Source organism: Pseudonocardia sp. Cha107L01, from assembly GCF_052566575.1.
Map to the genome: position 1 here is coordinate 816,858 of NZ_CP199579.1, position 26,356 is coordinate 843,213.

A 26,356-nucleotide genomic window follows, 5' to 3' on the forward strand; every position below is an offset into this window, starting at 1 on the left:
CCGACCTGCTGAGGCACACATCATTCTGGACGGACCAGTGGAAAAAGTATCGTCTCCCGGATACCGAGGCCTGTGAGCGTCATCAGCAGTCGGTCGATCCCCATTCCCATGCCGCCGCTCGGCGGCATTCCGTATTCAAGGGCACGGAGGAAGTCCTCGTCGACCTGCATGGCCTCCTCGTCACCGGCGGCGGCCATCCTGGACTGCGCCTCGAGCCGTTCCCGCTGCACAACCGGATCAACGAGCTCGGAGTATCCGGTGGCCAGCTCGACGCCGAAGACGAACAGGTCCCATGCCTCGGCCAGTCGGGGGTCATCCCGATGCTGCCTGGTCAGCGGCCGGACCTCAACCGGATAGTCACGGACGAAAGTCGGTTCGATCAAGGTGTGCTCGACGAGCTTCTCGAACAGTTCGAGGGCGATCTCACCAGCTGAGGCATTGTCCTTGAGCGGAACCTCGTGCGAGTCGGCATAGCCGCGCAACACATCCACCGGAGTGTCCAGGGTTACCTGCTCGCCGAGCACCTCGGAAACCGCCTCGTGCAGCGTGACCTCTCGCCACTTGCCACCCAGGTCGTGCTCACTCCCGTCCGAGTGACGCACGACGGTCGATCCGTACACGGCCTGCGCACTGGAGGTAACCAGCAACTGGGTGAGTTCGGCGATCGTGTCGTAGCTGCCGTAAGCCTCATACGCTTCCAGCATCGCAAACTCCGGCGAGTGTGTGGAGTCAATACCCTCGTTGCGGAAGTTTCTGTTGATCTCGAAGACCCGCTCGATACCGCCGACGACCGCGCGCTTGAGGTAGAGCTCCGGCGCGATCCGCAGGTAGAGATCGATGTCCAGCGCGTTCGAGTGCGTCACAAAGGGACGTGCCGTTGCCCCACCATGCAACAGCTGCAACATCGGAGTCTCGACTTCGGTGAATCCGGCACCGTACAAGACCTGCCGTAAGGTCCGCATGACGTCGGCTCTCATCTGTACCGTCTCACGCGCCTGTGGGCGCATGATGAGATCGACATATCGCTGCCGGACCCTGGTCTCTTCGGACAACTCCTTGTGCGCAACCGGCAACGGGCGGACCGACTTCGCGGCCATCGCCCATTCATCGGCAAGGACAGACAGTTCTCCCCGGCGCGAGGTGATGACCTCACCATGCACGAATACGTGGTCACCGAGGTCGACCTGAGCCTTCCAGCGGGCCAACTCGTCCGTTCCCACGCTGGCCACGCTCAGCATTGCCTGCAGCTCGGTGCCATCGCCGGCACGCAATGTGGCGAAGCACAGCTTGCCGGTGTTGCGCAGGAAGACCACCCGCCCGGCCACGCCGACCACATCGCCGGTCGAGGTGTCCGCCGGGAGGTCCTGGTGCGCCGCACGCACCTCACCGAGCGTGCGGGTGCGCGGCAACACCACGGGGTAGGGATCGTGCCCACCCTCGACCATGGCGGCGCGCTTGGCCCGTCGGACTCGGATCTGCTCCGGCAGCTCTGCATCGTTGGTACCGTCGTTCGGCCCGTTACCAGGCCCTTCTTTCGTCACTCCAAGACGGTACCGAGCGGTCAACCACGTAACGTCGGCGCATGGCCGATCACGAGGACCCACCACTGCCCCGGGGACGCACCTTCGGCGCCGTCGCCCAGGCCTACGCGGCCCACCGGCCGAACTACCCGGACACCGCACTGGACTGGGCGCTCGCCCCGCTCGCCGGGAGCCCGAACCCCCGGCTTCTCGACCTGGCCGCCGGCACCGGCAAGCTGACGGCGTCCCTGGTGCACCGCTCGTCGCAGGTCACCGCCGTCGAACCGGATCCCGAGATGCTCGCGGTGCTGCACGCCGAGCTGCCCGGGGTGACCGCGCTGGCCGGCACCGCCGAGGACATCCCGCTGCCAGGCGCCTCCGTGGACGCGGTGCTGGTCGGCCAGGCGTTCCACTGGTTCGACGCGGACCGGGCCGGCGCCGAGATCGCCCGGGTGCTGCGGCCCGGCGGCGTGCTGGCCGCGCTGTGGAACTACGACGACGACTCGGTGGACTGGGTGCGCGGCTACCACGAGGCGGCGTCGGAGGACCGGCAGGTGCCCGGCGTACCGAGCGGCGGCAGCCGGGCCGACCTGCCGACACTGGGCAAGTTCAGCAAGTCCGAGCACGCGGAGTTCAGCCATTCCCGGCAGCTGACCACGGACGGGCTGATCGACGTCCTCGGCACCCACTCCTGGGCGCTGCTGAGCAGCCCGGAGGAACGCGCGGCGGTGTACGACCGGATCCGGGCCTACCTGGCCAGCCGCCCGGAGCTGGGCACCGGGGCGGGCGGTTCGTTCGAGCTGCCGCTGCGCACCGCGGTGTTCCGCGCCGTCCGGCTGGCCGAACGCAGGTAGACCAGCCGCAGCCCGAGCAGGGTGAGGTCGGGGACGTGCTCGGTGATGGTCTCCGACTCGTCGACGATCAGCGGCGCGAGCCCCCCGGTGGCCAGCACGGTCACGGTCGCCGGGTCGATCTTGTAGTCGGTGCCCAACTCCACCAGGATCCGCCGCACCAGCCCGTCCACCTGCCCGGTGAAGCCGAACAGAATGCCCGCCTGCAGGCACTCGACGGTGTTCTTGCCGATCGCCGAGCGCGGCCGGACCAGTTCGACGGTGGTCAGCTGGGCGGCCCGCGCGGTGAGCGCGTCCATCGAGATCTCGATGCCGGGTGCCAGCGCGCCGCCGAGGAACTCGCCCCGGGTGGACACCACGTCGATGTTGGTCGAGGTGCCGAAGTCGACGACCACGCAGGCGGTTCCGAACAACCGGTGCGCGGCGAGCGTGTTCACCACCCGGTCGGCGCCGACCTCCTTGGGGTTGTCCACCAGGATCGGCACCCCGGTGCGCACCCTCGGCTCGACGATCAACATCGGCATCTGCTGCGGCCGGCGATCGGCGAGGAGGCGCAGCTCACGCAGTACCGGCGGGACGGTGGACAGCGCCGCCACCCCGGTGATCCGCTCGGTCAGCGAGCCGAGCATGGCGTTGATCGCCACCTCCAGCTCGTCGGCGGTGATCCGGGGGTCGGTGCGCATCCGCCACTGCCGCAGCAGCGGTGGGCGGACAGTGGACTCCAGGTCGGCACCCGGCTGCTCCGCATCGGTGGCGTAGAGCCCGAGCGCGATCTGGGTGTTGCCGACGTCGACGCAGAGCAGCACGGCGAGGCCGCGCTACACGCCGGCGACGAGTGCGCCGGAGAGCAGGCCGGAGCCGGCCGGGGCGTGCCCGGGGTCGGCGCCCAGGTCGGCGATCCGGTTGGGCCGGCCGTCCGAGCTGTCCACGAACACAATGCGAGGCTGGTAGGCCCGCGCCGTGGCGTCGTCCATCGCCGCGTAGGAGATGAGGATGACCAGGTCACCGGGGTGCACCAGGTGCGCGGCGGCGCCGTTGATGCCGATCACACCGGTGCCCCGGTCGCCGGCGATCACGTAGGTCTCCAGCCGCGCCCCGTTGGTGATGTCCACGATCGTCACCTGTTCGCCGGAGAGCAGGTCGGCCGCGTCCATCAGGTCCTCGTCCACGGTCACCGAGCCGACGTAATGCAGGTCGGCCTGGGTCACGGTCGCCCGGTGGATCTTGGACTTGAGCATCGTCCTGGTGAACGTCATGCGTAGCTCCTGGTCGGCTGGCCGAGGTTGAGCGCCATGTTGTCGATGAGTCGGGTCTTGCCCAGCCGCGCGGCGATCAGCAACCGGGCCTGGCCGCGCTCCGGTGCCGGCCCGAGCTCCGGGTCACGCAGCGCCAGGTAGTCCACGGCGATCTCCGGCTCGGTGGCCAGCACCTTCTCGGCGGCCTCCAGCACGGCGTCACCGCCACCCACGGCGGCATGCTTGCCGGCGGACAGCGCGGCGGACAGCGTGACGGCCCGCTTGCGCTCCTCCGGGCTGAGGTAGACATTGCGCGAGGACAGCGCCAGCCCGTCCGGCTCGCGGACCGTCGGCACCCCGATCACATCGACGCCGAGGTTGAGCTCGCGGGACATCCGGCGTACCAGCACCAGCTGCTGGTAGTCCTTCTCGCCGAAGTAGGCCAATTGTGGGCGGACGATGCCGAACAGCTTGGTCACCACGGTGAGCACGCCGCCGAAGTGACCCGGCCGCACGGCGCCCTCCAGCTCGTCACCGAGCGGGCCGGGATGGACGGTGACCTGCGCGTTCTCGCCGTACATGGCGGTCGCGGTCGGCGTGAAGACCAGCTCGACGCCCGCCGCCCGGCACTTGTCCAGGTCGGCTTCCAGGGTGCGCGGGTAGCGGTCCAGGTCCTCGCCGGGGCCGAACTGCAGCGGGTTGACGAAGATCGACACCGCCACCACGGTGGCACCGGGCGCGCGGCGGGCGTGCCGGACCAGCTCCAGGTGGCCGTCGTGCAGCGCGCCCATCGTCGGCACCAGGGCCACCTTGCGCCCGGCCGCCCGTAGCGTGCCGCTCAGCTCGGTGAACCGGGCCGGCTCCCCGTGCACGGTGAGCTGGCCGGCGGTGTAGGGCTTCACGGGCTGTCCTCCAGTGCGGTGTGCACTTCCTGGGCGTCGTGGCGGCGGAGCAGACCGGCGGCCTGCGCGCGCTCCGCGGTGCGCTCGGCCAGTGCGCGGTAGCTCGCGGTGACCTCGGGGGCGTGCTCGGACAGCTCGTGCAGGTGTTTGCGCAGGGTGCCGACGTCACCCCTGGCCACCGGACCGGTGAGCGCACGGTCGCCGTGCCGCAGTGCGTTGTCCAGCGCGGCGGACAGCAGTGGGGCGATCAGTCGCTCGGCCGGCCGGATACCGGCGCGCTCGAGGATGTCCACGCTGTCCCGGACGAGCGTGACCAGGTGGTTCGCCCCGTGCGCCAGCGCCGCGTGATAGAGCGGGCGGACCGCCTCCGGCACCCGGATCGGTTCCGCGCCCATCTCCACCACGAGCGCCTCGCCGACGCTCCACGCCACCTCGTCGTCGGCGGGCGCGGTGACGCCCACCGAGCAGGCGGCCAGCCGCTGCACGTCCTCGGTGCGGCCGGTGAACGTCATCACGGGGTGCAGCGCGAGCGGCAGCACCTCGTACTCGGCGGCCGGGGCCAGCACGGCCACCCCGTGCGCGCCTGAGGTGTGCGCCACAATCTGCCCCGGCCGGAAGCAACCGGCGGTTGCCAGGCCGCGGACCAGGCCGGGCAGTACGTCGTCCGGCACCGCGAGCAGCACCAGGTCGACGCGCTGCACCACCTCGTCGGGTGGCAGTAGTGGGACATCGGGCAGGAGGGCGGCGGCCCGGCTCACCGACGAGCGGGAGACCCCGGACGCCGCGACCACCTGGTGGCCGGCGGCGGCCAACGCGGCGCCGAGCACCGCACCTACTCGACCCGCGGACACGACCCCGACGGCCAACCTGGCCGGTCGAGCCGCTCCGCTCCCGGACGCGTGCACTCAGATCTCTCCGCTCGTTCCAGTCCCGCGTGGCGGGTACCAGACGTTGGCCGGGCATCCTTGCCAGGCCGGCGCCGAAACCGTAGAGCGGCGCACCTCGCGCGCGCCAGCCGGGGTGACCGGCTTCACGACCCGAACGGTGCCCGGTCATCCCCCGGGCAGTGCCCGATCATCCGCCGGGCAGCGCCCGATCACCGGCCGGGCAGCCCCGGTCACCCGCCGGGCGGCGCCCGGTCACCGGCCGGGCGGCCAGGTCGGAGGCCACCCCCTGGCAGGACCGAATCAGCTCAACCACCTCTGGTGATCAAGGGCTGGAGAACCGTCCCGATGGTCAACTCAACGTTGTTCTGGTTCGAGTCATGATCAAATCAGAACCGTGTTGCGTTGACCATGGGATCGTTGCCCACCCCGGTAACGCGTTCGCCCTCGCACGGTGCGGCTAGCCGAACGGCGGGTGCCGGGGCGGCGGGAACCGGGGGATCTGGGGCCCTGTCGGCCCCGGCGATCCGGCGAGTGCTAGCCGAACGGCGGGTGCCGGGGCGGCGGAACCGGGGGGACCTGGGGCCCTGTCGGCCCCGGCGATCCGGCCGGCCCGAAAGTGCCCGGCGGCCCCGGCGTACCCCGCTGGCCGGGCTGGCCGGGCGGCCCGGGGTACGGGCCGGGCGGCGGGTACCGACCCGGCGGCGGCAGCTGACCCGGCGGCTGTCGCGGCTGCCCCTGGGGCGGCGTGCCCTGCGGCGGCCCGGAGGGCGGCGGCCCGTGGGGCGGGCCCTGCGGCGGCCCCGAAGGCGGCGGGCCCTGCGGTGGCCCGCCCTGCTGTGGCAGCGGACCCGACGGGTGCGGCGGCCCGGACGGCGGCGTGCCCAACTGGTGCACACCGGACGTGCGGGCGTGCCGAGGCCCGGGCGCCGCCGTCCAGTTCGGCGGCGGCGGCGACCAACCGGGCGGCGGCACCCGGCGACCCCAGGCGGCGTGCAGCGCGTCCGGTGCGCCGACTGCCTTGGCCCGGCTGAGCAGCACGTCCTCCAGTAGCTCGTCGTGCCATTCCCGGGCGTGCGCGCCGAGTGCGCCTCGGGCCATCCGGTGCCGCAGGATGGCCAGCTCGGTGACCGCCGCCTGGTACTCGGACACCGCCTTGGCGACCGCCGAGCCGGACCGCCGACGCACCGCGCGCAGCCAGCCCCGCCGACCGGCCAGCGATTCGAGCAGGTGCACCTCGCTCGGCGCGATCCAGCCGGCCTCGGCGAACCCGGGCAGCTCGGCGGCGATGATGCGCTGCTCGCGTCGGCGCTGGTAGAGCACCACGAGCAGGACGAACACCAGCATCGGCAGCATGATCATCAGGTACACCGGGACCAGCGCCTCGCCGTCGGCGTAGGAGGCCGATGCGTTCCAGCAGGCGTGCAGGAAGACGGCGAGCAGGTAGCCGCCGATCGGCGCCGCGAGGCGGACCAGCACGGTGCGCGCGTTCGACGCGATACCCAGCCCGATCCCGGTCATCGAGGTGAACAGCGGATGCGCGAACGGTGAGAACAGCCCCCGCATGACCAGCACCGCCAGCACGTCGCCGCCCTGCCCGGTGGCCGCGCCGGAGGCGAACGCCTGACCGAGATACAGGATGTTCTCGGTGAACGCGAACCCGGCCGCCACCACGCCGGCGTAGACGATGCCGTCCAGGACGCCGTCGAACTCGCGGCGCCGGAACACCAGCAGCCCGAGCAGGAAGGAGCCCTTCATGAACTCCTCGACCCAGGGCGCCACGAACACCGCGGAGAACACCGAGCTCGCGTCGCCGAGCACGCTGGAGGTGGCCAGCTCGGCACTGCTGTTCAAGATCAGCGCCGCCAGCGTGGCGAAGCAGGCCCCCCAGAGGAACGCCACCAGCAACATCCGGGGCGGCTCCGGCTCCCAGCGGTCCATCCACAGGAACGCCCAGACCACCGGCCCGACCGGCAGCAGCGCGCCCAGCGTGCCCACGATCACGCCGCCGGCGCCGACGCTGTAGACCAGGATGCCGATCAGGAGCAGCCCGCAGATCCCGAGCAGCACCAGCGCGAGCACGGTCGCCAGCACGCCCCGGCGCTGCCTGCGGAGGCGGCGCCGGTACGGGTTCGCGGTGTCGGCCGGCGGCCCGAGGGCCGGCTGAAGGTACGACATCGCCGGAGCGTAGCGAGTCCCGGACCGTCAGTCGGTACGGAATCGCCGGTTCAGCGGTGGTGCTGCTGACGATCCGGGTCGTCGGAGTCCGACGGAGTGCGGCAGCAGTTCTGCAGATACATCGCGGCGGCCACCAGCGCCACCGCGCAGACCAGCCCGAGAATCGCGCCCGGCGCGTCCTGGCCGGCGGCGGCGAACAGGTGCAGCCGAGGCAACAGGTAGCCGAGCAGGCCCGCCCACACCCCGACCATCACGGCGCCGGCCAGCGCGGACGCCTTCGCCAACGCCACCGCCCTGGCCGCCACCAGAGGTTGCACCGGCTGCCCGTGGCGCCCCTCGATCCGGGCCTTCAGGGAGTAACCCATGACCGACTCGATGATCGCCAGCACGAGCAGCGTGGCGCCGGCGAACAGCGGCAGCGGCGGCATCACCCCGTAGCTCGCCCTGATGAGCAGGTAGACCACGACACCGACCACGACGGCGGTGGACAGCAGCTCGCGCCAGCCGGTCGGTTTCATACCGGCTCCAGCAGCGACAGGTCGTCCCGGCGGCGCATGCCGTCCTCGCCGAGCCCGGCGAGCAGCTCGTCAACCCGGCCCCGGCCGGGGAGCACCGCGTCCGGCTCGATGTCCAGCCAGGGGCGCAGCACGGTGTTCCGCTCGGCCGCGCCGGGGTGCGGCAGCAGCAGGTCCGGGTGCTCGCTCAGCACCGCGGCTGTGTCGGCCGTGGAGGTGTCGAACACCGCGACCACGTCGACGTCCAGGGTGCGCGGTCCCCAATGCACCTCGCGGACCCGTCCGGCGGCCTGTTCCAGCTCCTGGCCGCGGCGCAGCCAGTCCCAGGCGTCCAGCTCGGCGGACCGCACGATGATCACCGCGTTCAGGAAGTCGTCCTGCGGCACGCCACCCCACGGCGCGGTCTCGTACACCGGGGAGGCCAGCTCGAGCTCGGCGGCGAACCCGGCGACGGCCTGGCGCAGCCGAGCCAGCCGGTCGCCGAGGTTGGAGCCCAGCGAGAGCACCGCCCTAGTCACCCGCCGGGTCACCGCCCGGGTGCGGCGCGGCGGAGCGGGACCGGCGGATGGTCACCGCGACGTCGGCGAAGGTGAGCGGGATCGGGGCGGACGGCTTGTGCACCGTCACCTCGACCGCGCCGATCCGGTCGTCCGAACCCAGCGCACGGTCGGCGATCCGGGCCGCCACGGTCTCGATCAGGTCCACCGGCGGGCCGGCGACGATCTCGGCGGTGCCCTGCGCGAGCGCGCCGTAGTCCAGCGTGTCGGCGAGCTTGTCCGACTGCCCGGCCGGCGCCAGGTCCAGCCACACGGCCAGGTCGACGATGAAGTCCTGGCCGTCCCGGCGCTCGTGCTCGAACACCCCGTGGTGACCCCGGACCCGCAGCCCGGTCAGCACGATCCGGTCCGTCACGGCGACCCGACCCCGTAGCTCCACGGCGCCCCGGCCGCCCCGTTGCGCCAGGCGGCGCCGACCGCGACCGCGTCCCGGGAGCTGGCCACGTCGTGCACCCGCACCCCCCAGGCGCCCGCCGCGGCGGCCAGCGCGGAGACGGCGGCGGTGGCCACCTCACGCCCGGCGGCGGCCCGGGGCGCGCCGTCCGGCCCGGGCAGCAGCCGGCCGAGGAAGCTCTTGCGCGACACCCCGACCAGCACCGGGAAGCCGAGCCCGAGCAGTGCGTCCAGCCGGTGCAGCAGCTGCCAGTCGTGCTCGGCGCGCTTGGCGAACCCGATACCCGGGTCGATCACCAGGTTGCCCGGGTCGACGCCGGCGGCGATCGCCGCGTCCGCCCTGGCCAGCAGCTCGTCACGGACCTCGGTGACCACGTCGACGTAGCGCGCGAGCTCGCTCATCCGGTCGCTGTGGCCACGCCAGTGCATCAGGATCCAGGGCACCCCGGCCGCCGCGACGACCTTGCCCATCGCCGGGTCGGCGAGCCCGCCGGACACGTCGTTGACCACCGTGGCGCCGGCCTCCAGTGCCGCCTCGGCGACCTCGGAGCGGGTGGTGTCCACGCTGCACGCGACACCCTGGGCGGTCAGCTCCCGGATCACCGGCAGCACCCGTTCGGCTTCGGTGGGGGCCGGCACCCGGTGCGCGCCCGGGCGGGTGGACTCACCGCCGACGTCGATCAGGTCGGCGCCCTCGGCGTGCATCCGGGCGCCGTGCGCCACCGCGTCGTCGAAGTTCAGGTAGCGGCCACCGTCGGAGAACGAGTCGGGCGTGACGTTGAGCACCCCGAGCAGCACGCAGCGGCCCGGCTTGGGCAACCCGCCCACCGGGCCGTCCTGGTGCTGGTGACTCATCGGTGCCGGCTCTCGAGCACGTGACTCAACGGCCTCGGATCAGCGCGAGCGCCTCGGCGCGCGAGGAGGCATTGCCCTTGAACTGGCCGCGGACGGCGGACGTCATGGTCCGCGACCCCGGCTTGCGGATCCCGCGCATCGCCATGCACAGGTGCTCGGCCTCGAGCACCACGATCACCCCGCGCGGGGACAGCCGGCGGACCAGCGCATCGGCGATCTGCGCGGTCAACCGTTCCTGCACCTGCGGTCGCTTGGCGTACAGGTCGACCAACCGGGCGATCTTGCTCAGCCCGGTGACCCGCCCCTCGACCGACGGGATGTAGCCGACGTGCGCCATCCCGTGGAACGGCGCCAGGTGGTGTTCGCAGACGCTGTACATCGGGATGTCCTTGATCAGGATGAGTTCCTCGTGGTCCTCCGCGAAGGTCTTCGCCAGCATCTCGTCCGGGTCCTCGTACAACCCGCCGAACATCTCCTCGTACGCCTTGGCGACCCGGCGCGGCGTCTCCAGGAGACCTTCCCGCTCCGGGTCCTCCCCGATTGCGTAGAGCAGCTCGCGCACCGCTGCTTCGGCCCGTTCCCGGTCGAAACTTCCCCGACCGGGAACCGACGGCCCCCGCTCCGGCAGCAGCGGGCGCACGAGGGGATCGACGTCAGTCACGCACGTTCACCAGATGACCTCTCCGGCAGGCGCTCAGCGCCCACCGTCCTGGCCAGGCTCGGACCAACCGCCGCCTTGGGGATCGCCGGAACCGCGGCCGTCCTTGGTCTCGGTTCCGTCCCGCTCGGCATGCTTGGGCCCGTCCTGGCCGGACCACTTGGCCGGCGGCCATTCCTGGCCGTGCGGCGTGATCGCCGGCCGCCAGTTCGGCGGGGCGCCGTAGTTGGGCGGTACCGCGCCGTCCGGGCGGTCGTTCGGACCGCCGGACTGGGGCTGGTAGCTGCCGGGCGGGTGGCCCGGATCGGCCGGGCGGATGTACGGCGGGGTGCCGTTGGAACCCGGCTGTCCGCCGTTGGAGCCCGGCTGTCCGTTGGCGTTCGGGTAACCGCCGTTGGGGCTGGGCAGGGCGGGAGTGCCGCTGCCGGCACCGCCGACACCGACACTGCCCACCGGCGTGGGCTCGCGGTCCGGCTCCCGGTTCGGCGGCCACGGCTCGCCGCGCTCCTTGGCCAGCTCGGCCGGGCTCTGGATCGGCGGTTTGTCCGACGGAGTGCGCCCGCCGAAGTCGTTGAACGCGGTGATTCGGGGCCGTTTGGTCACCGTGGAGAAGATCCGTTCCAGATCCTTGCGGGTCAGCGTCTCCTTCTCCAGCAGCTCGAAGACCAGGGCATCCAGCACGTCCCGGTAGGTGTTCAGGATCTCCCAGGCCTCGGTGTGCGCCGCCTCGATGAGGGCGCGCACCTCCTCGTCGATCTCGTGCGCGACTTCGAGCGAGTAGTCCGGCGCGTGTCCCATGGACCGGCCGAGGAACGGGTCGCCCTGGTCCTGGCCGTAGCGCACCGCGCCGAGGCGGGCACTCATGCCGTACTCGGTGACCATCGCGCGGGCGATCTTGGTGGCCTGGTCGATGTCGCTGGACGCGCCGGTGGTCGGCTCGTGGAAGACCAGCTCCTCGGCGCTGCGCCCGCCCATCGCGAAGACCAGGCGGCCGATCATCTCCGAGCGGGTCATCAGGCCCTTGTCGTCCTCGGGCACGACCAGCGCGTGCCCACCGGTGCGACCCCGGGGCAGGATCGTGAGCTTGTAGACCGGCTCCAGGTCCGGCATCGCCCAGGCGGCCAGTGCGTGCCCGCCCTCGTGGTAGGCGGTGAGCTTGCGCTCCAGCTCCGAAATGATCTTGCCCTTGCGCCTCGGGCCGCCGACCACCCGGTCGACCGCCTCCTCGAGGTTCGCGGCGTTGATCAGCGTGCCGTTCTCCCGCGCGGTGAGCAGAGCCGACTCGTTGATCACGTTGGCCAGGTCGGCGCCGGACATGCCGACGGTGCGCTTGGCCAGCGAGTCCAGATCGGCGTCCGGGGCCAACGGCTTGCCCTTGGCGTGCACCTTCAGGATGGCGCGGCGACCCGCGAGGTCGGGGGCGCCGACCGGGATCTGCCGGTCGAACCGGCCGGGGCGCAGCAGCGCCGGGTCCAGGATGTCCGGCCGGTTGGTGGCCGCGATCAGAATGATGCCGCCACGCGCGTCGAAGCCGTCCATCTCGACGAGCAGCTGGTTCAGCGTCTGCTCGCGCTCGTCGTGGCCGCCGCCGAGGCCGGCGCCGCGCTGGCGGCCGACCGCGTCGATCTCGTCCACGAAGATGATGCAGGGCGCGTTCGGCTTGGCCTGCTCGAACAGGTCACGCACCCGGGAGGCGCCGACACCGACGAACATCTCGACGAAGTCCGACCCGGAGATCGAGTAGAACGGCACCCCGGCCTCGCCGGCGACCGCGCGGGCCAGCAGCGTCTTGCCGGTGCCCGGCGGCCCGTAGAGCAGCACGCCCTTCGGGATCTTGGCGCCGAGCGCCTGGTAACGGCCCGGGTTCTGCAGGAAGTCCTTTATCTCGTGCAGTTCCTCGACGGCCTCGTCGGCGCCCGCCACATCGCCGAAGGTGGTCTTCGGCATGTCCTTGGACAGCTGCTTGGCCTTCGACTTACCGAACGACAACACCCGGTTGCCGCCGCCCTGCGCGCTGTTCATCATCCAGAACAGCAGCAGCAGGACCAGCCCCAGCGGGACCATGTAGATCAACAGCTGGGTGAGGAACGACTCCTGCCGGACCTCGGTGTTGAAGTTGGTCTTGGCAGTGGTCAGGGCGGTGAAGACAGGCTCGCTGCCACCGAACGGGTACTGGGCGATGACCTTGGTGGTCTGAATCTGATCCCGGTTGCCGTTGTCAGTGGTGATGGGGGTCTTCAGATCGAGGCGGAGCTGTTGCTCCTTGTCCTCGATCACCGCGTTGGACACGTTGCCGCTGGAGACTTGGGTCAACGCCTGAGACGTCGAGACCTGGGTATATCCCCTGCTGTCGTCAAAGAACTGGCTGAAGACGACATAGAGCAGCAACGCCGCCAGAATCCAAGTCAGCGGGTTACGAAGCAGACGCTTGCGATCCATGCAGTTGCGGCCTCCGGGGCCTCGACCCTCCCTGATCGTGCCGAGCGGCCTCCACCCGCACCATCAACGTCGCGACAGCTCCTAAACACCTGTCACGTCGTCGGGCGGTGAACACCCGAGAGTACCCAGCGTACCGGGCCGACATCCAGAGCGTATGTCGGTCTGCTCACCAGGTATCGTCCGGCTCAACGCGGGAGCGGGCAAAGGAGTTCCGAAACGCCCCACGTGACGCCTAATGTTCCGGCTGTTTCGGCGATTCTGCCCGCACCCAGGGCGCCGGCTTGAGAAGATCACCGAATCGTGCGGGTATCCAGGTACTAGCCACGTCGTTAAGGCAATGACAACCTCGGGAAGAACCTCGGCGGCTGGCGACGGAGCGCGCCCGCATGTCCGATCCAGCCGGCAGGAGTGCCCATGATCCTCCGAAGCGCGATCTTCAATGGTCGCGTTCTCCGTTGCCTGGCCGCCGCCGGCCTCGTGGTTGGCGCCACGACGGTGGGTGCGGTGGCGATGCCAGGCGCGGCGCATGCCGACGACCAGGACTTCGCCCCGGCCTCGACCGCCACGATCCACCCCGGCGTGATGGTGACCAGCCCGGTCGGGCAGTGCACCGCGAACTTCGTGTTCGGCAACGGCAACAAGCTCTACCTCGGCCAGGCGGCGCACTGCACCGGCACCGGCAGTGAGAGCGAGACCGACGGCTGCAAGTCCAAGTCGCTCCCGCTGGACACCCCGATCAAGATCCAGGGCGCCAGCCAGCCGGGCAAGATGGTCTACAACTCCTGGCTGACCATGCACGAGAACGGTGAGAAGGACCCCAACACCTGCGCCTACAACGACTTCGCGCTGGTCGAGATCGACTCCGACGATGCCGGCAAGGTGAACCCGACGGTGCCGGTGTTCGGCGGCCCGACCGGGGTACGCGAGGCCGGGCTGCCGGCCGGTGCGCCGGTGTACAGCTACCAGAACTCCGGACTGCGCCAGGGCCTCGGTCTGCTCTCCCCGAAGCAGGGCCTGAACCTTGGCGACAACGCCGGCGGCTACACCCACGAGGTCGCCACCATCACCCCCGGTGTCCCCGGTGACTCGGGCAGCGGCTTCATGGATGCCGACGGCAAGGCCTTCGGCATCCTGAGCACGCTGAACCTGGAGCCGGCACCCGGCACCAACGGCGTGGGTGACCTCGGCAAGGAGATCGCCTACGCCAACAAGTACGGCGACGGCAAGGGCGACGGTGTCCGCGACATCAGCCTGCAGGACGGCACCACGGCGTTCCACCCGCCGCTGCCGCTGCCGGCGCTCGGCTCCAGCGCGCCGAGGGCCGACCAGGCCTCGGACAGCGACTCGGACAACAGCTCGGACGCAAGCACCGCCACCGACAACAACCCGGCGCAGTCCGCCGCGGAAGGCGCGCACCGGGCCACGCCGGACCGGGGCTTGTCGATCGCGCCGAGGCAGCCCGAGCCCGCTCCCGCCGGGGCACCGAAGGCACAGCCCGGCGCACTCGGCGGGCTGTAGCTCCCCGAGTTCAACAGCTCGGGAACGACGTGAGGCCCGCCCCGGATCACCGGGGGCGGGCCTCACGTTCGTTGTGGGGTCGGACCGCTCAGGCGTACACCCCTGGGTCCAGGGTGCCGATGAACGGCAGGTCCCGGTACCGCTCGGCGTAGTCCAGGCCGTAGCCGATGACGAACTCGTTGGGGATGTCGAAGCCGACGTAGCGGACCGGCACGTCCACCTTCACCGCGTCGGGCTTGCGCAGCAGCGCGCACACCTCCAGCGAAGCCGGCCCGCGCGCCTCCAGGTTCTTCAACAACCAGGACAGCGTGCGGCCGGAGTCGATGATGTCCTCGACGATCAGCACATGGCGGCCGGCGATGTCCCGGTCCAGGTCCTTCAGGATGCGCACCACGCCCGAGGACGAGGTCGCCGAGCCGTAGGAGCTGACCGCCATGAACTCCAGCTGTACCGGGATCGGCAGCGCCCGGGCGAGGTCGGTCATGAACATCACCGCGCCCTTGAGCACGCCGACCAGCACCAGGTCACTTGCCCGGCCGTTGCCCGGGCAACGCTCCGCGTAGTCCTCGGCCAGCTGCTTGCCGAGCTCAGCGATCTTCTCATCGATCTGTTGTTCAGTGACCAGGACGGATGCGATGTCACCGTCGTACAACGCGACGTGCCTCCTCATAGCTGCCGGTGTGCCTACTGTGCCCACGCGCTGGACCGCGGGCCCAACACGAGCCTTCCATGGGCGCGAGTGAGCTCCAACTCTCCCGCAAGGGCAATCCCGCCCTGTCCCCGCCACCGCCCGAGCAGTTCGTCGGCGCGGCGCAGCTGGGCGTCGGTCAACTCCGGCACCCCGCCCTCGGTCAACCAGCCGCGCAGTACCCGGCGGCGGACCGAGGCCGGATAGCCGGCGAGCTTCTTCGTCTCCAGCTCGGCGCCCCCGGCAGCGGCCGAGGTGACGTCCTCCCTGGCCAGCGCCGCCCACTCGTCCAGCGCCGCGCTGTCGTCACGCAACTGCGCCGCCGTCCGGGCCAGCGCCTCGGCCACCCCGCCGGACAGCACGTCCTCCAGCAGCGGCAGTACCTCGGTGCGCAGCCGGACCCGGGTGAACCGGGGGTCGAGGTTGTGCGGGTCGTCCCAGACAGGTACCCCCAACGCCGCGCAGGCCGCCCGGGTGGTGGCGCGGTGCACGCCGAGGAGCGGACGCAGCCACGGTTCGTCGTACCGGGTCATGCCGGCCACCGAGCGCGGCCCTGAGCCACGGCCGAGCCCGAGCAGCACCGTCTCGGCCTGGTCGTCCAGGGTGTGCCCGAGCAGCACCGGCGAGCGGTGGGACGGGCGGGCGGCGCGCAGCGCGGTGTAGCGGGCCCGGCGGGCGGCGGCCTCCAGGCCACCCGCGCCGGTCACCCGCACCGCCACCGCCTCGGCGGGTACGCCGTGCTCGGCGAGCAGCGCAACGGTGGCCTCGGCCCGTTCGGCGGAGCCGGGCTGCAGGCCGTGATCCACCACGGCGGCCCGCACCGGCCGCTCATGCCGGCCGGACTCGGCGGCCGCGGCTAGCGCGAGCGCCATCGAGTCGGCCCCGCCGGAACAGGCCACCAGCAGCGGAGTGCCCGCCGGCAGGTCCAGCTCGGTGAGCGCCTGACGCACCGCCGTCCGCACGGCGGCCACCGCCGGGTGCGGTCCGTTCATCGGGCCCTCAGCCCGCGACCCGGCGTAACCACAGATCCGGGTCGGCCAGCTCCGGGCGGGTGGGCACCGTCTCCGGCGAGGTCCACACCGCGTTGAAGCCGTCCATCCCGACCGCACCGACGACGTGTCTGGTGAACGCCGCGCCGACCGCGTACTGGCGCACCTTCGCCTCGACGCCGAGCAGTGAGCGCAGGATGCGGTCCAGCAGGCCACCGCCGCGGCGGCGCGCGGTGAACCGGGACCGGATCGTGGCCACGCTGGGCACCACCGCCGGCCCGACCGCGTCCATCACGTGGTCCGCATGGCCCTCCAGCAGCGTGGTGAGCGCGAGCAGCCGGTCCAGGTAGGCGCGCTGTTCGGGGCCCTGCAGCAGCTCGATCAGGCCCAGCGAGTCCCGGGTCTCCCGTGCCTGGGAGATCACCCCGGGCAGCCGTTCGAGGATGCCCATCGTGGTGGACTCGGTCGCCGACAGGAACTCGGTGACCTGGCTGGCGAAGTAGTCGCGCAGCCAGGGGACGGCGGTGAACTGCAGCCGGTGGGTGGCCTCGTGCAGGCACACCCACAGGGTGAAGTCGTCCAGCGAGACGTCGAGCGCCTGCTGCGCGGCCACCACGTTCGGCGCGACCAGCAGCAGCTTGCCCGCACCGTCCGCGCCACCGAACGGGTCGTACTGGCCGAGCACCCGGCTGCCCAGGTAGGACAGCACCGCGCCGGCCTGCAGACCGGCGGTGGTCGAGGTGAACTTGCGGGCCGCCGCCGGGACGGTCGGCAGCTTGGCGCCACTGGTCAGCGCGGCCATCCCGGAGGTCGCCGCGACCGCCCAGGCCGGCCGGTCCACCACGTCGGCGGGCAGCAGCGGCAGGCCGGCGCCCAGTCCGGTGACCTCGCGAACGTGTCCTTCGGCGGTGGCCCCGCCGTCGCGCAGCAGCACGACGGTCCGTCTGGCCTCGGCCCTGCTGACCACCGGGCCGGGCTGCATCAGCCGGGCGGCGGTGCGGGCGGCCAGCTTCCAGTCCACGGGCAGACCACGCTGACCGTCCCGCGCGTCGGGCTCAAGGGGTGGCGGAGCAGGCTCAGGCGGCACGCACCCACCGTACGCAACCCCGGCTCACTCCGCCCTACCGGCGAGTCAACTATCGGCCGTCCGGCTCAGGATCGCGGCCCCTGCAGCCGTCTCAGCCGCTGTCGGCCGTGCCAGCCGTGCCAGCCGTCTCAGCCGCTGTCGGCCGCGGCTCAGCCGCCGCTGTCGCTACCCCGGCAGCCGCAGCCGCGCAGCGCGGCGGCGAGCGCATCGAGCTGGGGGCGGGACTGGGACGGCGAGGTGCCGTTGGCCATCAGCGCGAAGGCCAGCAGCCGGCCGTCGGAGTCGGTGACCTGCCCGGCCAGCGCGCTGACCCCGGTCAGGGTGCCGGTCTTGGCCCGCACGAACCCCCGCCCGGCCGAGGAGTCACCGGTGGTGAAGCGGTCGTTCAGGGTGCCGTCGCCGCCGGCCACCGGCAGCCCGGACAGCAACGGCCGCAGTCGCGCCGCGCGCGGGTCCGACACCGGTCCGCTGGCGACCGCCATGATCTGGCCGAGCAGCCGGGCCGGAACCAGGTCGTCGGTGGACAGTCCGCTGCCGTCCACCATCGTCACGCCGGTCACGTCGAAACCCGCCGAGGAGAGCGTGTCCCTGACCGCGCGCGCCGCCCCGGTAAACGACGGATCAGCCCCCTTGGCCAGCGCGACCTGCCTGGCCAACGACTCGGCCAGCACGTTGTCCGAGATGCGCAGCGCGTTCTCCACCAGGTCACTGACCGGTGGCGACGCCACTTCGCCGAGCACCGCGGCGCCGGTCGGCGCTGTGCCGGTCGCGACCGAAGCCGGGTCCGCGCCCAGTCGCTGGGCCAGCGCCTTGCCGGCGTCCAGCGCCGGGCTGGCGGTGCGCGGCGGGTCCAGCTCGTCCGGCTTGGTGCGGCCGCCGTCGAGGATGAGCGGCTCGATCGGCGTGACGTTGCCGCCGGCGATGTCGCTCTCCTCCCAGCCCGACGCCATCCCGTCCCCGGTGAACCGGCTGGTGTCCACGGTCACCGTGTGGATCGGCCCGGGGTGGGCGTTGTGGACCTCCTCGGCGAGGTTGTCCAGCTTCGCCGCCCCGGGGTAGACCGAGTCGCTGTCCTTGGGCAGCGCGGACAGCGTCGGGTCGCCGCCGCCGACCAGCACGACCGAGTCCGGCGTCGGCCCGGCCACCACCCGGGTCTTGATCCGCATGGTCGGGTCCAGGCTGAGCAGGGCGGCGGCGGTGGTCAGCAGCTTGCCGGTGGAGCCGGGCTGCATCGTCTTGTCCGGGTTGCGTGACCAGAGCACCTGGTCGTCGGCCGGGTTCAGCACCACGCCGGTGAGGGTGCCCAGGTCGCTCGAGCCGGCCAGCTTGTTCAGCGCGGCGGCGACTCCGGATCGGGTCGGTGTCGGCGCGTCGCCGGCCAGCGGGCCCAGCACCAGCTTCGGCGGCGCGGCCACGGTCTCGGTGGCCGACCCGGTCAGCCCGAACCACCTGAGCAGGCCCGGCCCGGCCAGTACGGCGGTGGTGCCGAGGCCGATCACGAGCACCACGGCGACCGCGATGGTGAGAGCGGAGCGGCGACCCGACCCACGCGACCGCAACGCGCCGAGTCGCTCGCGGAGTCGCCACGCGTCGATCCGACTGCGGATCCGGTCGAGCCCGAGTCCCGGCACCTATCCTCCCCGAGCCAGCTTTGCACACCGGCGGTGGTCGGTCGCGCCTCGGGGGAGGCGGTACCGCACACTTAGGACACCAAACACGTCTAGCCATCCGCACTGCCAGCCAGATTCCGACTGATGACCGGTGAAAGGATCAGCGAGTCACGTGGACTTCGACGTCACCATCGAGATCCCCAAGGGCGTCCGCAACAAGTACGAGATGGACCACAAGACGGGCCGGATCAAGTTGGACCGGACCTTGTTCACGGCCACCCAGTACCCGGCGGACTACGGGTTCATCGACGACAGCCTCGGCGAGGACGGCGATCCGCTGGACTGCCTGGTGCTGGTCGAGGAGCCGACGTTCCCCGGCTGCCTGATCCGGGCAAGGGCGATCGGCATGTTCCGGATGCGGGACGAGAAGGGCGGCGACGACAAGGTGCTGTGCGTGCCGGCCGCCGACCCCCGCCAGGAACACCTGCGCGACATCCACCACCTCGCGGAGTTCCTCAAGCTCGAGATCGAGCACTTCTTCCGGGTCTACAAGGACCTGGAGCCGGGCAAGAGCGTGGAGGGGGCCCGCTGGGTCGGCCGGGCCGACGCCGAGCGGGAGATCCTGCGCTCCTGGGAGCGGGCCAAGGAAACCGGGTACTACGACGAGTCGGCCACCTCACACTGACCGGCTCACCGCCGAGCCGTTTCCGCTGGTCCGAGCGGCTTCGGCGGACGAGAGCAGCAACAGCTCGTTGATCTGGTCGCCGGTCAGGCCGTGCCGGATCAGCTCACGGCGCGCCTCGATCAGCGTGGCGGCGTGCTCGGTCACCTCCCAGTGGGCCCGGCGGGCGCCGTCCCTGGCGCGCTCGGCGACCGCCAGGGTGGCCAGCGCGCCGTCCAGGTCGGGTATCAGCAGGCCGAGCAACCGGTCCCGCAGCCGGTCCCGGTGCGTGGTCGCCTCGGGCGCGCCGGCCTGTGCGGGCCCTGCCACCGCCGGCGCTGCCACCGCGGGCCCTGCCACCGGGGCCAGCTCGGCGGCCAGCGTCACCTCCGCCAGCGCCGCCTCGTCGGCCCGCTGCTGCTCGAGCCCGGACACCTGCCGCAGCGTCACCCGGGGCAGGAAGGCCACCAGCACCAGCCCGATCGCCAACACCGCGGTGCCGCACAGGAACGTCAGCGACATCGCACTCGAGTAGCCCTGCAGGAACGGCAGCGCGAGCCGCTCGTCGATGTGGTTGAGGAACGAGGTGTCGGTCAGCGAGATCGTGCCCTCCGTCCCCTTGGACAGCGCGGCCAGCACGCCGGCGTCGACCGGGTTCGACTGCACCGCCGGGTCGGCCAGCGCCGCCTGCAGCGCCGGTGTCGGGGCGGCCGCCTGGAAGGCCGCCGTGATCCGGCCCGGTACCGCGCCGAACAGGATGGACAGGAACACCGCCGTGCCCAGCGTGCCGCCCATCTGGCGGAAGAACGTGGCCGATGCGGTGGCCACCCCCATGTCCCTGGCCGGCAGCGCGTTCTGCATGGTCAGAGTCATCGGCTGCATGCTCGAGCCGAGGCCCCAGCCGAAGATCAGCATGTAGATCGCGGTCAGCCAGAGCGGGGTGTCCACCCCGATGCCGGAGATCAGGATCAGCCCGACCAACATCAGGCTGACGCCCAGCACCGGCCACATCTTGAGCTGGCCGGTGCGCGAGATGACCCGGCCGGAGACGATCGACATGGACATCATGCCCAGCACCATCGGCAGGATCAGCAGGCCGGACGCGGTGGGCGTGGCGCCCTTCACGATCTGCAGGTAGAGCGGCAGCGCTGCCATCCCGCCGAACATGCCCATGCCGACCAGCAGGATGCCGCCGGTGCCGACGCTGAACGCCCGGATCCGGAACGACCGCAGTGGCAGCAGCGCGTCGTCGCCGTAGCGGTGCTCGACGTAGACGAACAGCGCGAGCCCGACGACCCCGATGCCGAAACAGCTCAGCGCGGCGGCCGAGGTCCACCCCCAGGCACGGCCCTGCTCGGCGACCAGCAGCAGGGGCACCAGCCCGAGCGCCAGCGCCAGCGCACCCGGCCAGTCCACCTTGGCGTCCCGAGCCTGGTGCGGCAGGTTCAGCACCTTGGCCACGATGACCAGTGCGACGGCGCCGATCGGCACGTTGACCAGGAACACCCAGCGCCAGCCGGTGATGCCCAGGATCTCCGACTGGCCGGCCAGGAAGCCGCCGATCAGCGGACCGAGCACGCTCGAGGTACCGAAGACGGCGACCAGGTAGCCCTGGTACTTGGCGCGCTCCCGGGGCGAGACGATGTCCCCGAGAATCGTCATCGCCAGGGAGAGCAGGCCGCCGGCGCCGAGACCCTGCAGCGCCCGGAACCCGGCCAGCTGGAACATCGACTCGGAGAACGTGCAGGCCACCGAGCCGATCAGGAAGATGGTGATCGCGATCAGGAACAGCGGCTTGCGGCCGTAGAGGTCGGACAGCTTGCCGTAGAGCGGTGTGGTGAGCGTCGAGGTGATCAGGTACGCGGTGGTCACCCAGGCCTGCAGGCTGAGCCCGTCGAGGTCGTCGGCGATCGTCCGGATGGACGTGCTGACGATGGTCTGGTCCAGCGAGGCCAGGAACATACCGGCCATCAGCCCGGCCAGGATGGCCAGGATCTGCCGGTGGCTGAGCAGTGGTTTCCGCTCGGCCGGGGCAGCCAGCGAGGTCGTCATCGGGGTCCTTTCACTAACAAAATCACTAAACGGCCGGGCCGCCGGCCCGACCTCCCGCCGGGACGGGCGTGTCGAGGAAGAAGCCCTCGAAGTCGTTGTTGAACCGCTCGAGCAGCGCGTGGAGCCGACTCCGGTCGTCGGCCGACCAGTCCGCGAGCATCTCGGTGTAGGCCTGGTTGCGCTTGCGCCGCTTGCAGTCGAGGTTCTGCCGGCCCGCCTCGGTGGCGGCCAGCGTGCTGGCCCGGCCGTCCGTCGGGTCGGGCAGCCGTTCCACCAGGCCGAGCTTGACCAGCTGGGCGACCTGGCGGCTCACCGTGGAGGCGTCCGAGTGCACCTCGTCGGCGAGCACACTGAGCCGCCGGGGCCCCTCCTTGACCAGCGTCACCAGCAGCATGTACGCGGCGCGCTCCACCCCGTCGGTCTCTCGCGAGACGCGCCGCGCGTGCACCCGCTCGGTCAGTCGGGCCAGCCGGAACACCTCCGCGTTCAGCAGGTCGTACTCCGTCAGCTCGGCCTCGCCCACGGCTGCCACCTCCCTGTCCCACGACGCTGATCTACTTGTCGTCTACAAGCAATTGTACGTTACAAGCATCTAATGTCCTTGCTCGTAGCGCGAGGTCACACCGGCGAGGGCATACCGGCCGCCACTACGCTCACCGGCATGGAGGAGTCGGATTTCTCGGACGTGCTGGCCTCGGTGCGTGAGTTCGTGCGCGAGCGGGTGGTACCGCTGGAGACGGAGATCGACGAGAAGGACGCGATCCCCGACTCGCTGCGGGACGCCTGCAAGGCGATGGGGCTCTACGGCTTCGCCATTCCCGAGGAGTACGGCGGGCTCGGGCTGCCGCTGTCGCAGGAGGTCCGGCTGGTCTTCGAGCTGGGTTACACCACGCCGGCGCTGCGGTCCATGTTCGGCACCAACAACGGCATCGCCGGGCACGTGCTGATCGAGGGCGGCACCCGGGAGCAGAAGGACGAGTGGCTGCCGAAGCTGGCCAGCGGCGAGGTGACCGCGTCCTTCGCGCTGACCGAGGCGGACGCCGGCTCCGACCCCTCGGGGCTGGCCACCACCGCGCGGCGCGACGGCGACGGTGCCGATTCCCACTGGGTACTCAACGGCTCCAAGCGCTACATCACCAACGCGCCGCTGGCCGACGTGTTCATGGTCTTCGCCCGCACCAACCCGGACGTGCCGGCGAACCGGGGCATCTCCACGTTCCTGGTGCCGCGGTCGGCGGTCGGGCTGTCGGTCGGGCCGAAGGACCACAAGATGGGCCAGTTCGGCGCCTGGACCGCGGACGTGCACCTGGACGACGTGCGGGTGCCCCCGTCGGCGCTGATCGGCGGCGAGCAGGGCGTGGACAAGGGCTTCACCACCGCGATGCGCTGCCTGGCGCACGGCCGGGTGCACATCGCCGCCATGTGCGTGGGGATGGCCGAGCGGCTGGTGGACGAGTCGGTGTCCTTCGCCCGGACCCGTGAGCAGGGCGGCCACCCGATCGGCACGTTCCAGCTGATCCAGGGGCTGGTCGCGGACTCGGTCACCGACTACCGCGCCGGGCACGCACTGGTGCTCGCCGCCGCCGCCGCGTACGACGCCGGGACGGACACCTCGGTCGGGCCGTCGGCGGCGAAGTACTTCGCCAGCGAGATGGTCGGGCGGGTCGCGGACCGGGCCGTCCAGGTGCACGGCGGCGCCGGCTACATGCGCGGGGTGGCGGTGGAGCGGTTCTACCGGGACGCCCGGCTGTTCCGTATCTACGAGGGCACCAGCCAGATCCAGCAGGTGATCATCGCCCGGGGCGTCCTCGGCCGGCTCTGACCCCGTGCTGCTCGTGAGTGGCGAGTGGCCCCAGGGGACCACTCGCCACTCACGGGTACACGGGTCAGGGCAGCGGGGTGAAGCCGCGGTCGGGCCACCACGGGTAGAAGTCCGGCAGGTCGGCGGGCACCCGGCCGGGGTACTTGGCCGGCCGCTTGGCCAGGAAGGACTCCACACCCTCCCGGGCGTCCGCACTGTTGCCCACGAAGCCCAGCGCGCGCGACTCCACCTCGTGCGCGGCCATCGGGTGGTCGGCGCCGAGCATCCGCCACATCAGCTGCCGGTTCAGCGTCACCGACACCGCCGAGGTGTTCTCCGCGATCTCCCTGGCCAGCTCCATCGCGGCCGGCAGCAGCTCGTCGGCCGGGTGCAGGCTGCGCACCAGGCCGGCCTCCAGCGCCTCGGCCGCGCCGAACACCCGACCGGTCTCGGTCCACTCCAGTGCCCGCGAGATGCCCACCACGCGGGGCAGGAACCAGCTGGCGCAGCCGTCCGCCACGATGCCCCGGCGGGCGAACACGAAGCCCATCTTGGCCGTGTCGGCGGCCAGGCGGATGTCCATCGGCAGCGTCATGGTGACACCGACGCCGACCGCCGGGCCGTTGATCGCGGCGATCACCGGCTTGCTGAGCTCGTAGGTACGCAGGTTCAGCACGCCGCCGGTGTCCCGGTGCGCCACGTCGGCAGGGTCGCGGGCGAACGTGTCGCCGGCCTTCTGCAGGTCGGCGCCGGCGCAGAAGGCGCGGCCGTTGCCGGTCACCACGATCACCCTGACGTCGTTGTCCGCGTCCGCCTCGTCATAGACCCGCAGCAGGTCGTCGAGCATGTCGAGGTTGTACGCGTTCAGCCGGTCCGGCCGGTTGAGCCGTACCAGCAGCACCGAGCCGTCCCGCTCGGTCTCGATCGTGGAGTAGGTCACCCGGGCACGTTACTTCGGCTCACCCACCGCTGCCGTACGGCCTGGTCAGGATCTCCAGAATGTGTCCGTCCGGGCTGTCGAAGTACACCCCCCGCCCGCCGTCCCTGGTGTTGATCTCACCCTCCCCGTGGTGCCCGGGGTCGGCCCAGTAGGTCATCTCGTGCTCCTGAATGCGCCCGAACACCTGGTCGAACTCTGCCTCGGTGAGCAGGAACGCGTAGTGCTGCGGGTGGATCTCCGAGCTGGTCATGAAGTCCAGGCTCACCCCGTTGGAGACCTGTACCACCTGGAACGGGCCGAACTGGCTCGGCGCGGGCAGCCCGAGCAGGTCGGCGAGCGAGGCGGCGGCGGTTTTGCTGTCCCGGCTGGCCACGATGGTGTGGTTCAGTTCGATAGCCATGCCCGCAAGCTACGCCGTGACCGGCGTCACCCGGAGCACTTTTTCCCCACCGATGAGATGCTCCGCACCGGCGCTCAGCCTGAGATGCCGCCGCACGTCCCCGGGCCCGAAAGGAATCTGAATGACCGACCGGTACGCCGCGTTCCCCAGCCTCACGTTCTCCCGCCCCGCAGAGGGCATCCTGGAGATCCTGCTGGACGGGCCGAACCTGAATGCGGTCTCCGCGCCGATGCACGCCGACCTCGGCGAGGTCTGGCCGGTGATCCACCGCGACGAGAGCGTGCGCGCGGTACTGGTCCGCGGCGCCGGCAAGGCGTTCTCGGCCGGCGGCTCCTTCGACATGATCAACGACATGATCCATGACCCGAAGGTCCGCACCAGGGTCTTCCAGGAGGCCAAGGACCTGGTGCACAACCTGGTCAACTGCGACACGCCGATCGTGTCCGCGATCAACGGACCGGCGGTGGGCGCCGGGCTGGTGGTTGCACTGCTGGCGGACGTGTCCATCGCCGGCCGCCGGGCCAAGATCGTGGACGGGCACACCCGCCTCGGCGTGGCGGCGGGTGACCACGCGGCGATCTGCTGGCCACTGCTGTGCGGCATGGCGAAGGCGAAGTACTACCTGCTCACCTGCGAGGCGCTGACCGGCGAGGAGGCGGAACGGATCGGGCTGGTCTCGTTGTGCGTGGACGACGACGAGCTCGCCGACCGTGCGTTGAGCGTGGCCAAGCGGCTGGCCGCCGGCTCGGTGACCGCGACCCGCTGGACCAAGAACACGCTGAACAACTGGTACCGCCAGGCCGGGCCGACCTTCGACGCGTCGCTGGCCATGGAGTTCTACGGCTTCGGGCTGGCCGACGTCCAGGAGGGCCTCGCCGCGCACCTGGAGAAGCGGGCACCCGACTTCGGCGCCAGCGCAGGTCCAGGCTAGTTCCGGGCGACGGCGTGGCCGGGGTGGACGACCGGGTGGTCGGTGCGGGCCACCTCGGCCTCGCCCGCCTCGGTCAGCCGCGCCGGCCACCGCCCGGTACCCGGACCGGGCTCGGCCAGCAGCCCCGCGCTGATCAGCCGGCGGCCGGCATCGGCGTCACAGAACAGCCAGCCGTCCACGAACAACACCGGCTGTGAGCCGTGCACGATCTCGCAGCGCCGGTCCGCCACCGCGTGGAGCAGTGCGACGTCGCGCCGGCTGAGCAGTCCAGTCGTCTGTGCGCCCATTTCGGGCTCCCCTCGACATGTACTCAACGAGTATCCGGCGAGGAGCGCACGGGCGATTCGTCTCAGTTGACTATCTTCGGGCGTGTCGCCTGACCCGCCAGGCGCCGATCCCGAGGCTAGGTCCGCCCGGAGTCCCGCTCCGTTCGGGCCAGCTCGGCCTCGCCGACCTCGGTCAACCGGGCCGGCCAACGACCGGTACCCAGACCCGGCTGGGCGACCAGCCCCGCACTGATCAGCCGGCGCCCGGCGTCCCCGTCACTGCACAGGCGACCGTCCACGAACAGCGCGGGCTGCGCGCTGGGCACGATCTCGCACCGGTCCTCGGCCACCGCGTGCAGCAGGGCCTGATCACGCCGATTCAACAGGTCAGTCGTATCCCCGGACATCTAGGGCTCCCCTCCCCGA

At 71.4% G+C, this 26,356-nt stretch carries 28 protein-coding genes; 5 read left to right on the forward strand and 23 right to left on the reverse strand.

Features of this window, described 5'->3' with window-relative positions; translation table 11 throughout:
* Window positions 1-20 precede the first annotated feature (20 nt).
* Window positions 21-1,541: a lysine--tRNA ligase gene (gene lysS, locus ACTXG6_RS03875; protein ID WP_445186380.1), complete on the reverse strand. Its 1,521-nt coding sequence runs from the start codon at window positions 1,539-1,541 to the stop codon at window positions 21-23.
* Between the two features lie 41 nt (window positions 1,542-1,582).
* Here lysS and ACTXG6_RS03880 point away from each other — a divergent pair, with 41 nt between their 5' ends.
* Entirely contained in the window at window positions 1,583-2,374 is a 792-nt protein-coding gene (locus tag ACTXG6_RS03880) for a class I SAM-dependent methyltransferase (RefSeq protein ID WP_445186381.1), read from the forward strand.
* Here the strand turns inward: ACTXG6_RS03880 and ACTXG6_RS03885 are convergent.
* The 12 genes from ACTXG6_RS03885 to ftsH form a co-directional block, all read right to left on the reverse strand.
* Entirely contained in the window at window positions 2,269-3,177 is a 909-nt protein-coding gene (locus ACTXG6_RS03885) for a type III pantothenate kinase (RefSeq protein ID WP_445186382.1), read from the reverse strand. The two genes, ACTXG6_RS03880 and ACTXG6_RS03885, sit on opposite strands and share 106 nt — an antisense overlap.
* Before the next feature lie 12 nt (window positions 3,178-3,189).
* Window positions 3,190-3,627, reverse strand: a complete 438-nt coding sequence (gene panD / locus ACTXG6_RS03890; RefSeq protein ID WP_445186383.1) for an aspartate 1-decarboxylase — start codon at window positions 3,625-3,627, stop codon at window positions 3,190-3,192.
* Window positions 3,624-4,508 carry a pantoate--beta-alanine ligase gene (gene panC / locus ACTXG6_RS03895; protein ID WP_445186384.1) on the reverse strand — a complete coding sequence of 295 codons (885 nt, stop codon included), beginning with the start codon at window positions 4,506-4,508 and terminating at the stop codon, window positions 3,624-3,626. The genes panD and panC overlap by 4 nt, the downstream gene beginning before the upstream one ends.
* Window positions 4,505-5,413 (reverse strand): Rossmann-like and DUF2520 domain-containing protein, encoded by a 909-nt coding sequence (locus ACTXG6_RS03900; protein ID WP_445186385.1) that lies wholly within the window; start codon window positions 5,411-5,413, stop codon window positions 4,505-4,507. The genes panC and ACTXG6_RS03900 overlap by 4 nt, the downstream gene beginning before the upstream one ends.
* Before the next feature lie 169 nt (window positions 5,414-5,582).
* A complete protein-coding gene (locus tag ACTXG6_RS03905; protein WP_445186386.1) occupies window positions 5,583-5,708 on the reverse strand; it encodes a hypothetical protein in 126 nt (41 codons plus the stop codon).
* A 221-nt stretch (window positions 5,709-5,929) separates the two neighbouring features.
* A complete protein-coding gene (locus tag ACTXG6_RS03910) occupies window positions 5,930-7,570 on the reverse strand; it encodes a PrsW family intramembrane metalloprotease (protein ID WP_445186387.1) in 1,641 nt (546 codons plus the stop codon).
* Between the two features lie 50 nt (window positions 7,571-7,620).
* Window positions 7,621-8,088 (reverse strand): DUF3180 domain-containing protein, encoded by a 468-nt coding sequence (locus ACTXG6_RS03915; RefSeq protein ID WP_297493864.1) that lies wholly within the window; start codon window positions 8,086-8,088, stop codon window positions 7,621-7,623.
* On the reverse strand, window positions 8,085-8,603 hold the full coding sequence (gene folK / locus ACTXG6_RS03920; RefSeq protein ID WP_445186388.1) for a 2-amino-4-hydroxy-6-hydroxymethyldihydropteridine diphosphokinase: 519 nt from the start codon (window positions 8,601-8,603) through the stop codon (window positions 8,085-8,087). The genes ACTXG6_RS03915 and folK overlap by 4 nt, the downstream gene beginning before the upstream one ends.
* A complete protein-coding gene (folB, locus tag ACTXG6_RS03925; protein ID WP_445186389.1) occupies window positions 8,596-8,997 on the reverse strand; it encodes a dihydroneopterin aldolase in 402 nt (133 codons plus the stop codon). The genes folK and folB overlap by 8 nt, the downstream gene beginning before the upstream one ends.
* Window positions 8,994-9,890 (reverse strand): dihydropteroate synthase, encoded by an 897-nt coding sequence (gene folP, locus ACTXG6_RS03930; protein WP_445186390.1) that lies wholly within the window; start codon window positions 9,888-9,890, stop codon window positions 8,994-8,996. The genes folB and folP overlap by 4 nt, the downstream gene beginning before the upstream one ends.
* Before the next feature lie 25 nt (window positions 9,891-9,915).
* Window positions 9,916-10,518: a GTP cyclohydrolase I FolE gene (gene folE, locus ACTXG6_RS03935; RefSeq protein WP_445189902.1), complete on the reverse strand. Its 603-nt coding sequence runs from the start codon at window positions 10,516-10,518 to the stop codon at window positions 9,916-9,918.
* Between the two features lie 66 nt (window positions 10,519-10,584).
* Window positions 10,585-12,987, reverse strand: a complete 2,403-nt coding sequence (ftsH, locus tag ACTXG6_RS03940) for an ATP-dependent zinc metalloprotease FtsH (RefSeq protein ID WP_445186391.1) — start codon at window positions 12,985-12,987, stop codon at window positions 10,585-10,587.
* A gap of 414 nt (window positions 12,988-13,401) precedes the next feature.
* On the opposite strand from ftsH, the gene ACTXG6_RS03945 reads away from it, so the two are divergent.
* Window positions 13,402-14,505 carry a serine protease gene (locus tag ACTXG6_RS03945; RefSeq protein ID WP_445186392.1) on the forward strand — a complete coding sequence of 368 codons (1,104 nt, stop codon included), beginning with the start codon at window positions 13,402-13,404 and terminating at the stop codon, window positions 14,503-14,505.
* 88 nt (window positions 14,506-14,593) lie between these two features.
* Here ACTXG6_RS03945 and hpt read toward each other — a convergent pair whose 3' ends face one another.
* The 4 genes from hpt to dacB form a co-directional block, all read right to left on the reverse strand.
* Window positions 14,594-15,157 (reverse strand): hypoxanthine phosphoribosyltransferase, encoded by a 564-nt coding sequence (gene hpt / locus ACTXG6_RS03950; RefSeq protein WP_445189903.1) that lies wholly within the window; start codon window positions 15,155-15,157, stop codon window positions 14,594-14,596.
* Window positions 15,158-15,189: 32 nt separating this feature from the next.
* On the reverse strand, window positions 15,190-16,185 hold the full coding sequence (tilS, locus tag ACTXG6_RS03955) for a tRNA lysidine(34) synthetase TilS (protein ID WP_445186393.1): 996 nt from the start codon (window positions 16,183-16,185) through the stop codon (window positions 15,190-15,192).
* Between the two features lie 7 nt (window positions 16,186-16,192).
* A complete protein-coding gene (locus ACTXG6_RS03960; RefSeq protein ID WP_445189904.1) occupies window positions 16,193-17,164 on the reverse strand; it encodes a zinc-dependent metalloprotease in 972 nt (323 codons plus the stop codon).
* Window positions 17,165-17,418: 254 nt separating this feature from the next.
* Window positions 17,419-18,900: a D-alanyl-D-alanine carboxypeptidase/D-alanyl-D-alanine endopeptidase gene (gene dacB / locus ACTXG6_RS03965; RefSeq protein ID WP_445186394.1), complete on the reverse strand. Its 1,482-nt coding sequence runs from the start codon at window positions 18,898-18,900 to the stop codon at window positions 17,419-17,421.
* Window positions 18,901-19,051: 151 nt separating this feature from the next.
* Here dacB and ACTXG6_RS03970 point away from each other — a divergent pair, with 151 nt between their 5' ends.
* Window positions 19,052-19,564: an inorganic diphosphatase gene (locus ACTXG6_RS03970; protein ID WP_445186395.1), complete on the forward strand. Its 513-nt coding sequence runs from the start codon at window positions 19,052-19,054 to the stop codon at window positions 19,562-19,564.
* On the opposite strand, the gene ACTXG6_RS03975 is transcribed toward ACTXG6_RS03970, so the two are convergent.
* Both ACTXG6_RS03975 and ACTXG6_RS03980 read right to left on the reverse strand, forming a co-directional pair.
* Window positions 19,556-21,592, reverse strand: coding sequence for an MDR family MFS transporter (locus ACTXG6_RS03975; protein ID WP_445186396.1), 2,037 nt, complete (start codon window positions 21,590-21,592; stop codon window positions 19,556-19,558). The genes ACTXG6_RS03970 and ACTXG6_RS03975 overlap by 9 nt on opposite strands.
* Before the next feature lie 25 nt (window positions 21,593-21,617).
* The gene (locus ACTXG6_RS03980; RefSeq protein ID WP_445186397.1) at window positions 21,618-22,115 is read right to left on the reverse strand and encodes a MarR family winged helix-turn-helix transcriptional regulator; all 498 of its coding nucleotides are present in this window, start codon (window positions 22,113-22,115) and stop codon (window positions 21,618-21,620) included.
* Window positions 22,116-22,253: 138 nt separating this feature from the next.
* Here ACTXG6_RS03980 and ACTXG6_RS03985 point away from each other — a divergent pair, with 138 nt between their 5' ends.
* Window positions 22,254-23,414 carry an acyl-CoA dehydrogenase family protein gene (locus tag ACTXG6_RS03985; RefSeq protein WP_445186398.1) on the forward strand — a complete coding sequence of 387 codons (1,161 nt, stop codon included), beginning with the start codon at window positions 22,254-22,256 and terminating at the stop codon, window positions 23,412-23,414.
* 64 nt (window positions 23,415-23,478) lie between these two features.
* Here ACTXG6_RS03985 and ACTXG6_RS03990 read toward each other — a convergent pair whose 3' ends face one another.
* Together ACTXG6_RS03990 and ACTXG6_RS03995 are read right to left on the reverse strand one after the other, a co-directional pair.
* Window positions 23,479-24,333, reverse strand: coding sequence for a crotonase/enoyl-CoA hydratase family protein (locus tag ACTXG6_RS03990; RefSeq protein WP_445186399.1), 855 nt, complete (start codon window positions 24,331-24,333; stop codon window positions 23,479-23,481).
* Between the two features lie 19 nt (window positions 24,334-24,352).
* Entirely contained in the window at window positions 24,353-24,733 is a 381-nt protein-coding gene (locus ACTXG6_RS03995) for a VOC family protein (protein ID WP_445186400.1), read from the reverse strand.
* 121 nt (window positions 24,734-24,854) lie between these two features.
* Here ACTXG6_RS03995 and ACTXG6_RS04000 point away from each other — a divergent pair, with 121 nt between their 5' ends.
* A complete protein-coding gene (locus tag ACTXG6_RS04000; RefSeq protein ID WP_445186401.1) occupies window positions 24,855-25,664 on the forward strand; it encodes an enoyl-CoA hydratase/isomerase family protein in 810 nt (269 codons plus the stop codon).
* Here ACTXG6_RS04000 and ACTXG6_RS04005 read toward each other — a convergent pair.
* Together ACTXG6_RS04005 and ACTXG6_RS04010 are read right to left on the reverse strand one after the other, a co-directional pair.
* Window positions 25,661-25,951 (reverse strand): hypothetical protein, encoded by a 291-nt coding sequence (locus ACTXG6_RS04005; RefSeq protein WP_445186402.1) that lies wholly within the window; start codon window positions 25,949-25,951, stop codon window positions 25,661-25,663. The two genes, ACTXG6_RS04000 and ACTXG6_RS04005, sit on opposite strands and share 4 nt — an antisense overlap.
* A 116-nt stretch (window positions 25,952-26,067) precedes the next feature.
* The gene (locus tag ACTXG6_RS04010) at window positions 26,068-26,337 is read right to left on the reverse strand and encodes a hypothetical protein (protein ID WP_445186403.1); all 270 of its coding nucleotides are present in this window, start codon (window positions 26,335-26,337) and stop codon (window positions 26,068-26,070) included.
* Window positions 26,338-26,356: the final 19 nt, after the last annotated feature.

Excerpts from the sequence above, each read along its gene's own strand:
- ACTXG6_RS03880 (WP_445186381.1), top strand. The coding sequence starts at position 1,583 with ATGGCCGATCACGAGGACCCACCACTGCCCCGGGGACGCACCTTCGGC.
- panD (WP_445186383.1), bottom strand. The coding sequence starts at position 3,627 with ATGACGTTCACCAGGACGATGCTCAAGTCCAAGATCCACCGGGCGACC.
- ACTXG6_RS03910 (WP_445186387.1), bottom strand. The coding sequence starts at position 7,570 with ATGTCGTACCTTCAGCCGGCCCTCGGGCCGCCGGCCGACACCGCGAAC.
- ACTXG6_RS03915 (WP_297493864.1), bottom strand. The coding sequence starts at position 8,088 with ATGAAACCGACCGGCTGGCGCGAGCTGCTGTCCACCGCCGTCGTGGTC.
- folP (WP_445186390.1), bottom strand. The coding sequence starts at position 9,890 with ATGAGTCACCAGCACCAGGACGGCCCGGTGGGCGGGTTGCCCAAGCCG.
- ftsH (WP_445186391.1), bottom strand. The coding sequence starts at position 12,987 with ATGGATCGCAAGCGTCTGCTTCGTAACCCGCTGACTTGGATTCTGGCG.
- ACTXG6_RS03945 (WP_445186392.1), top strand. The coding sequence starts at position 13,402 with ATGATCCTCCGAAGCGCGATCTTCAATGGTCGCGTTCTCCGTTGCCTG.
- tilS (WP_445186393.1), bottom strand. The coding sequence starts at position 16,185 with ATGAACGGACCGCACCCGGCGGTGGCCGCCGTGCGGACGGCGGTGCGT.
- ACTXG6_RS03960 (WP_445189904.1), bottom strand. The coding sequence starts at position 17,164 with ATGCAGCCCGGCCCGGTGGTCAGCAGGGCCGAGGCCAGACGGACCGTC.
- ACTXG6_RS03975 (WP_445186396.1), bottom strand. The coding sequence starts at position 21,592 with ATGACGACCTCGCTGGCTGCCCCGGCCGAGCGGAAACCACTGCTCAGC.
- ACTXG6_RS03985 (WP_445186398.1), top strand. The coding sequence starts at position 22,254 with ATGGAGGAGTCGGATTTCTCGGACGTGCTGGCCTCGGTGCGTGAGTTC.
- ACTXG6_RS03995 (WP_445186400.1), bottom strand. The coding sequence starts at position 24,733 with ATGGCTATCGAACTGAACCACACCATCGTGGCCAGCCGGGACAGCAAA.
- ACTXG6_RS04000 (WP_445186401.1), top strand. The coding sequence starts at position 24,855 with ATGACCGACCGGTACGCCGCGTTCCCCAGCCTCACGTTCTCCCGCCCC.
- ACTXG6_RS04005 (WP_445186402.1), bottom strand. The coding sequence starts at position 25,951 with ATGGGCGCACAGACGACTGGACTGCTCAGCCGGCGCGACGTCGCACTG.
- ACTXG6_RS04010 (WP_445186403.1), bottom strand. The coding sequence starts at position 26,337 with ATGTCCGGGGATACGACTGACCTGTTGAATCGGCGTGATCAGGCCCTG.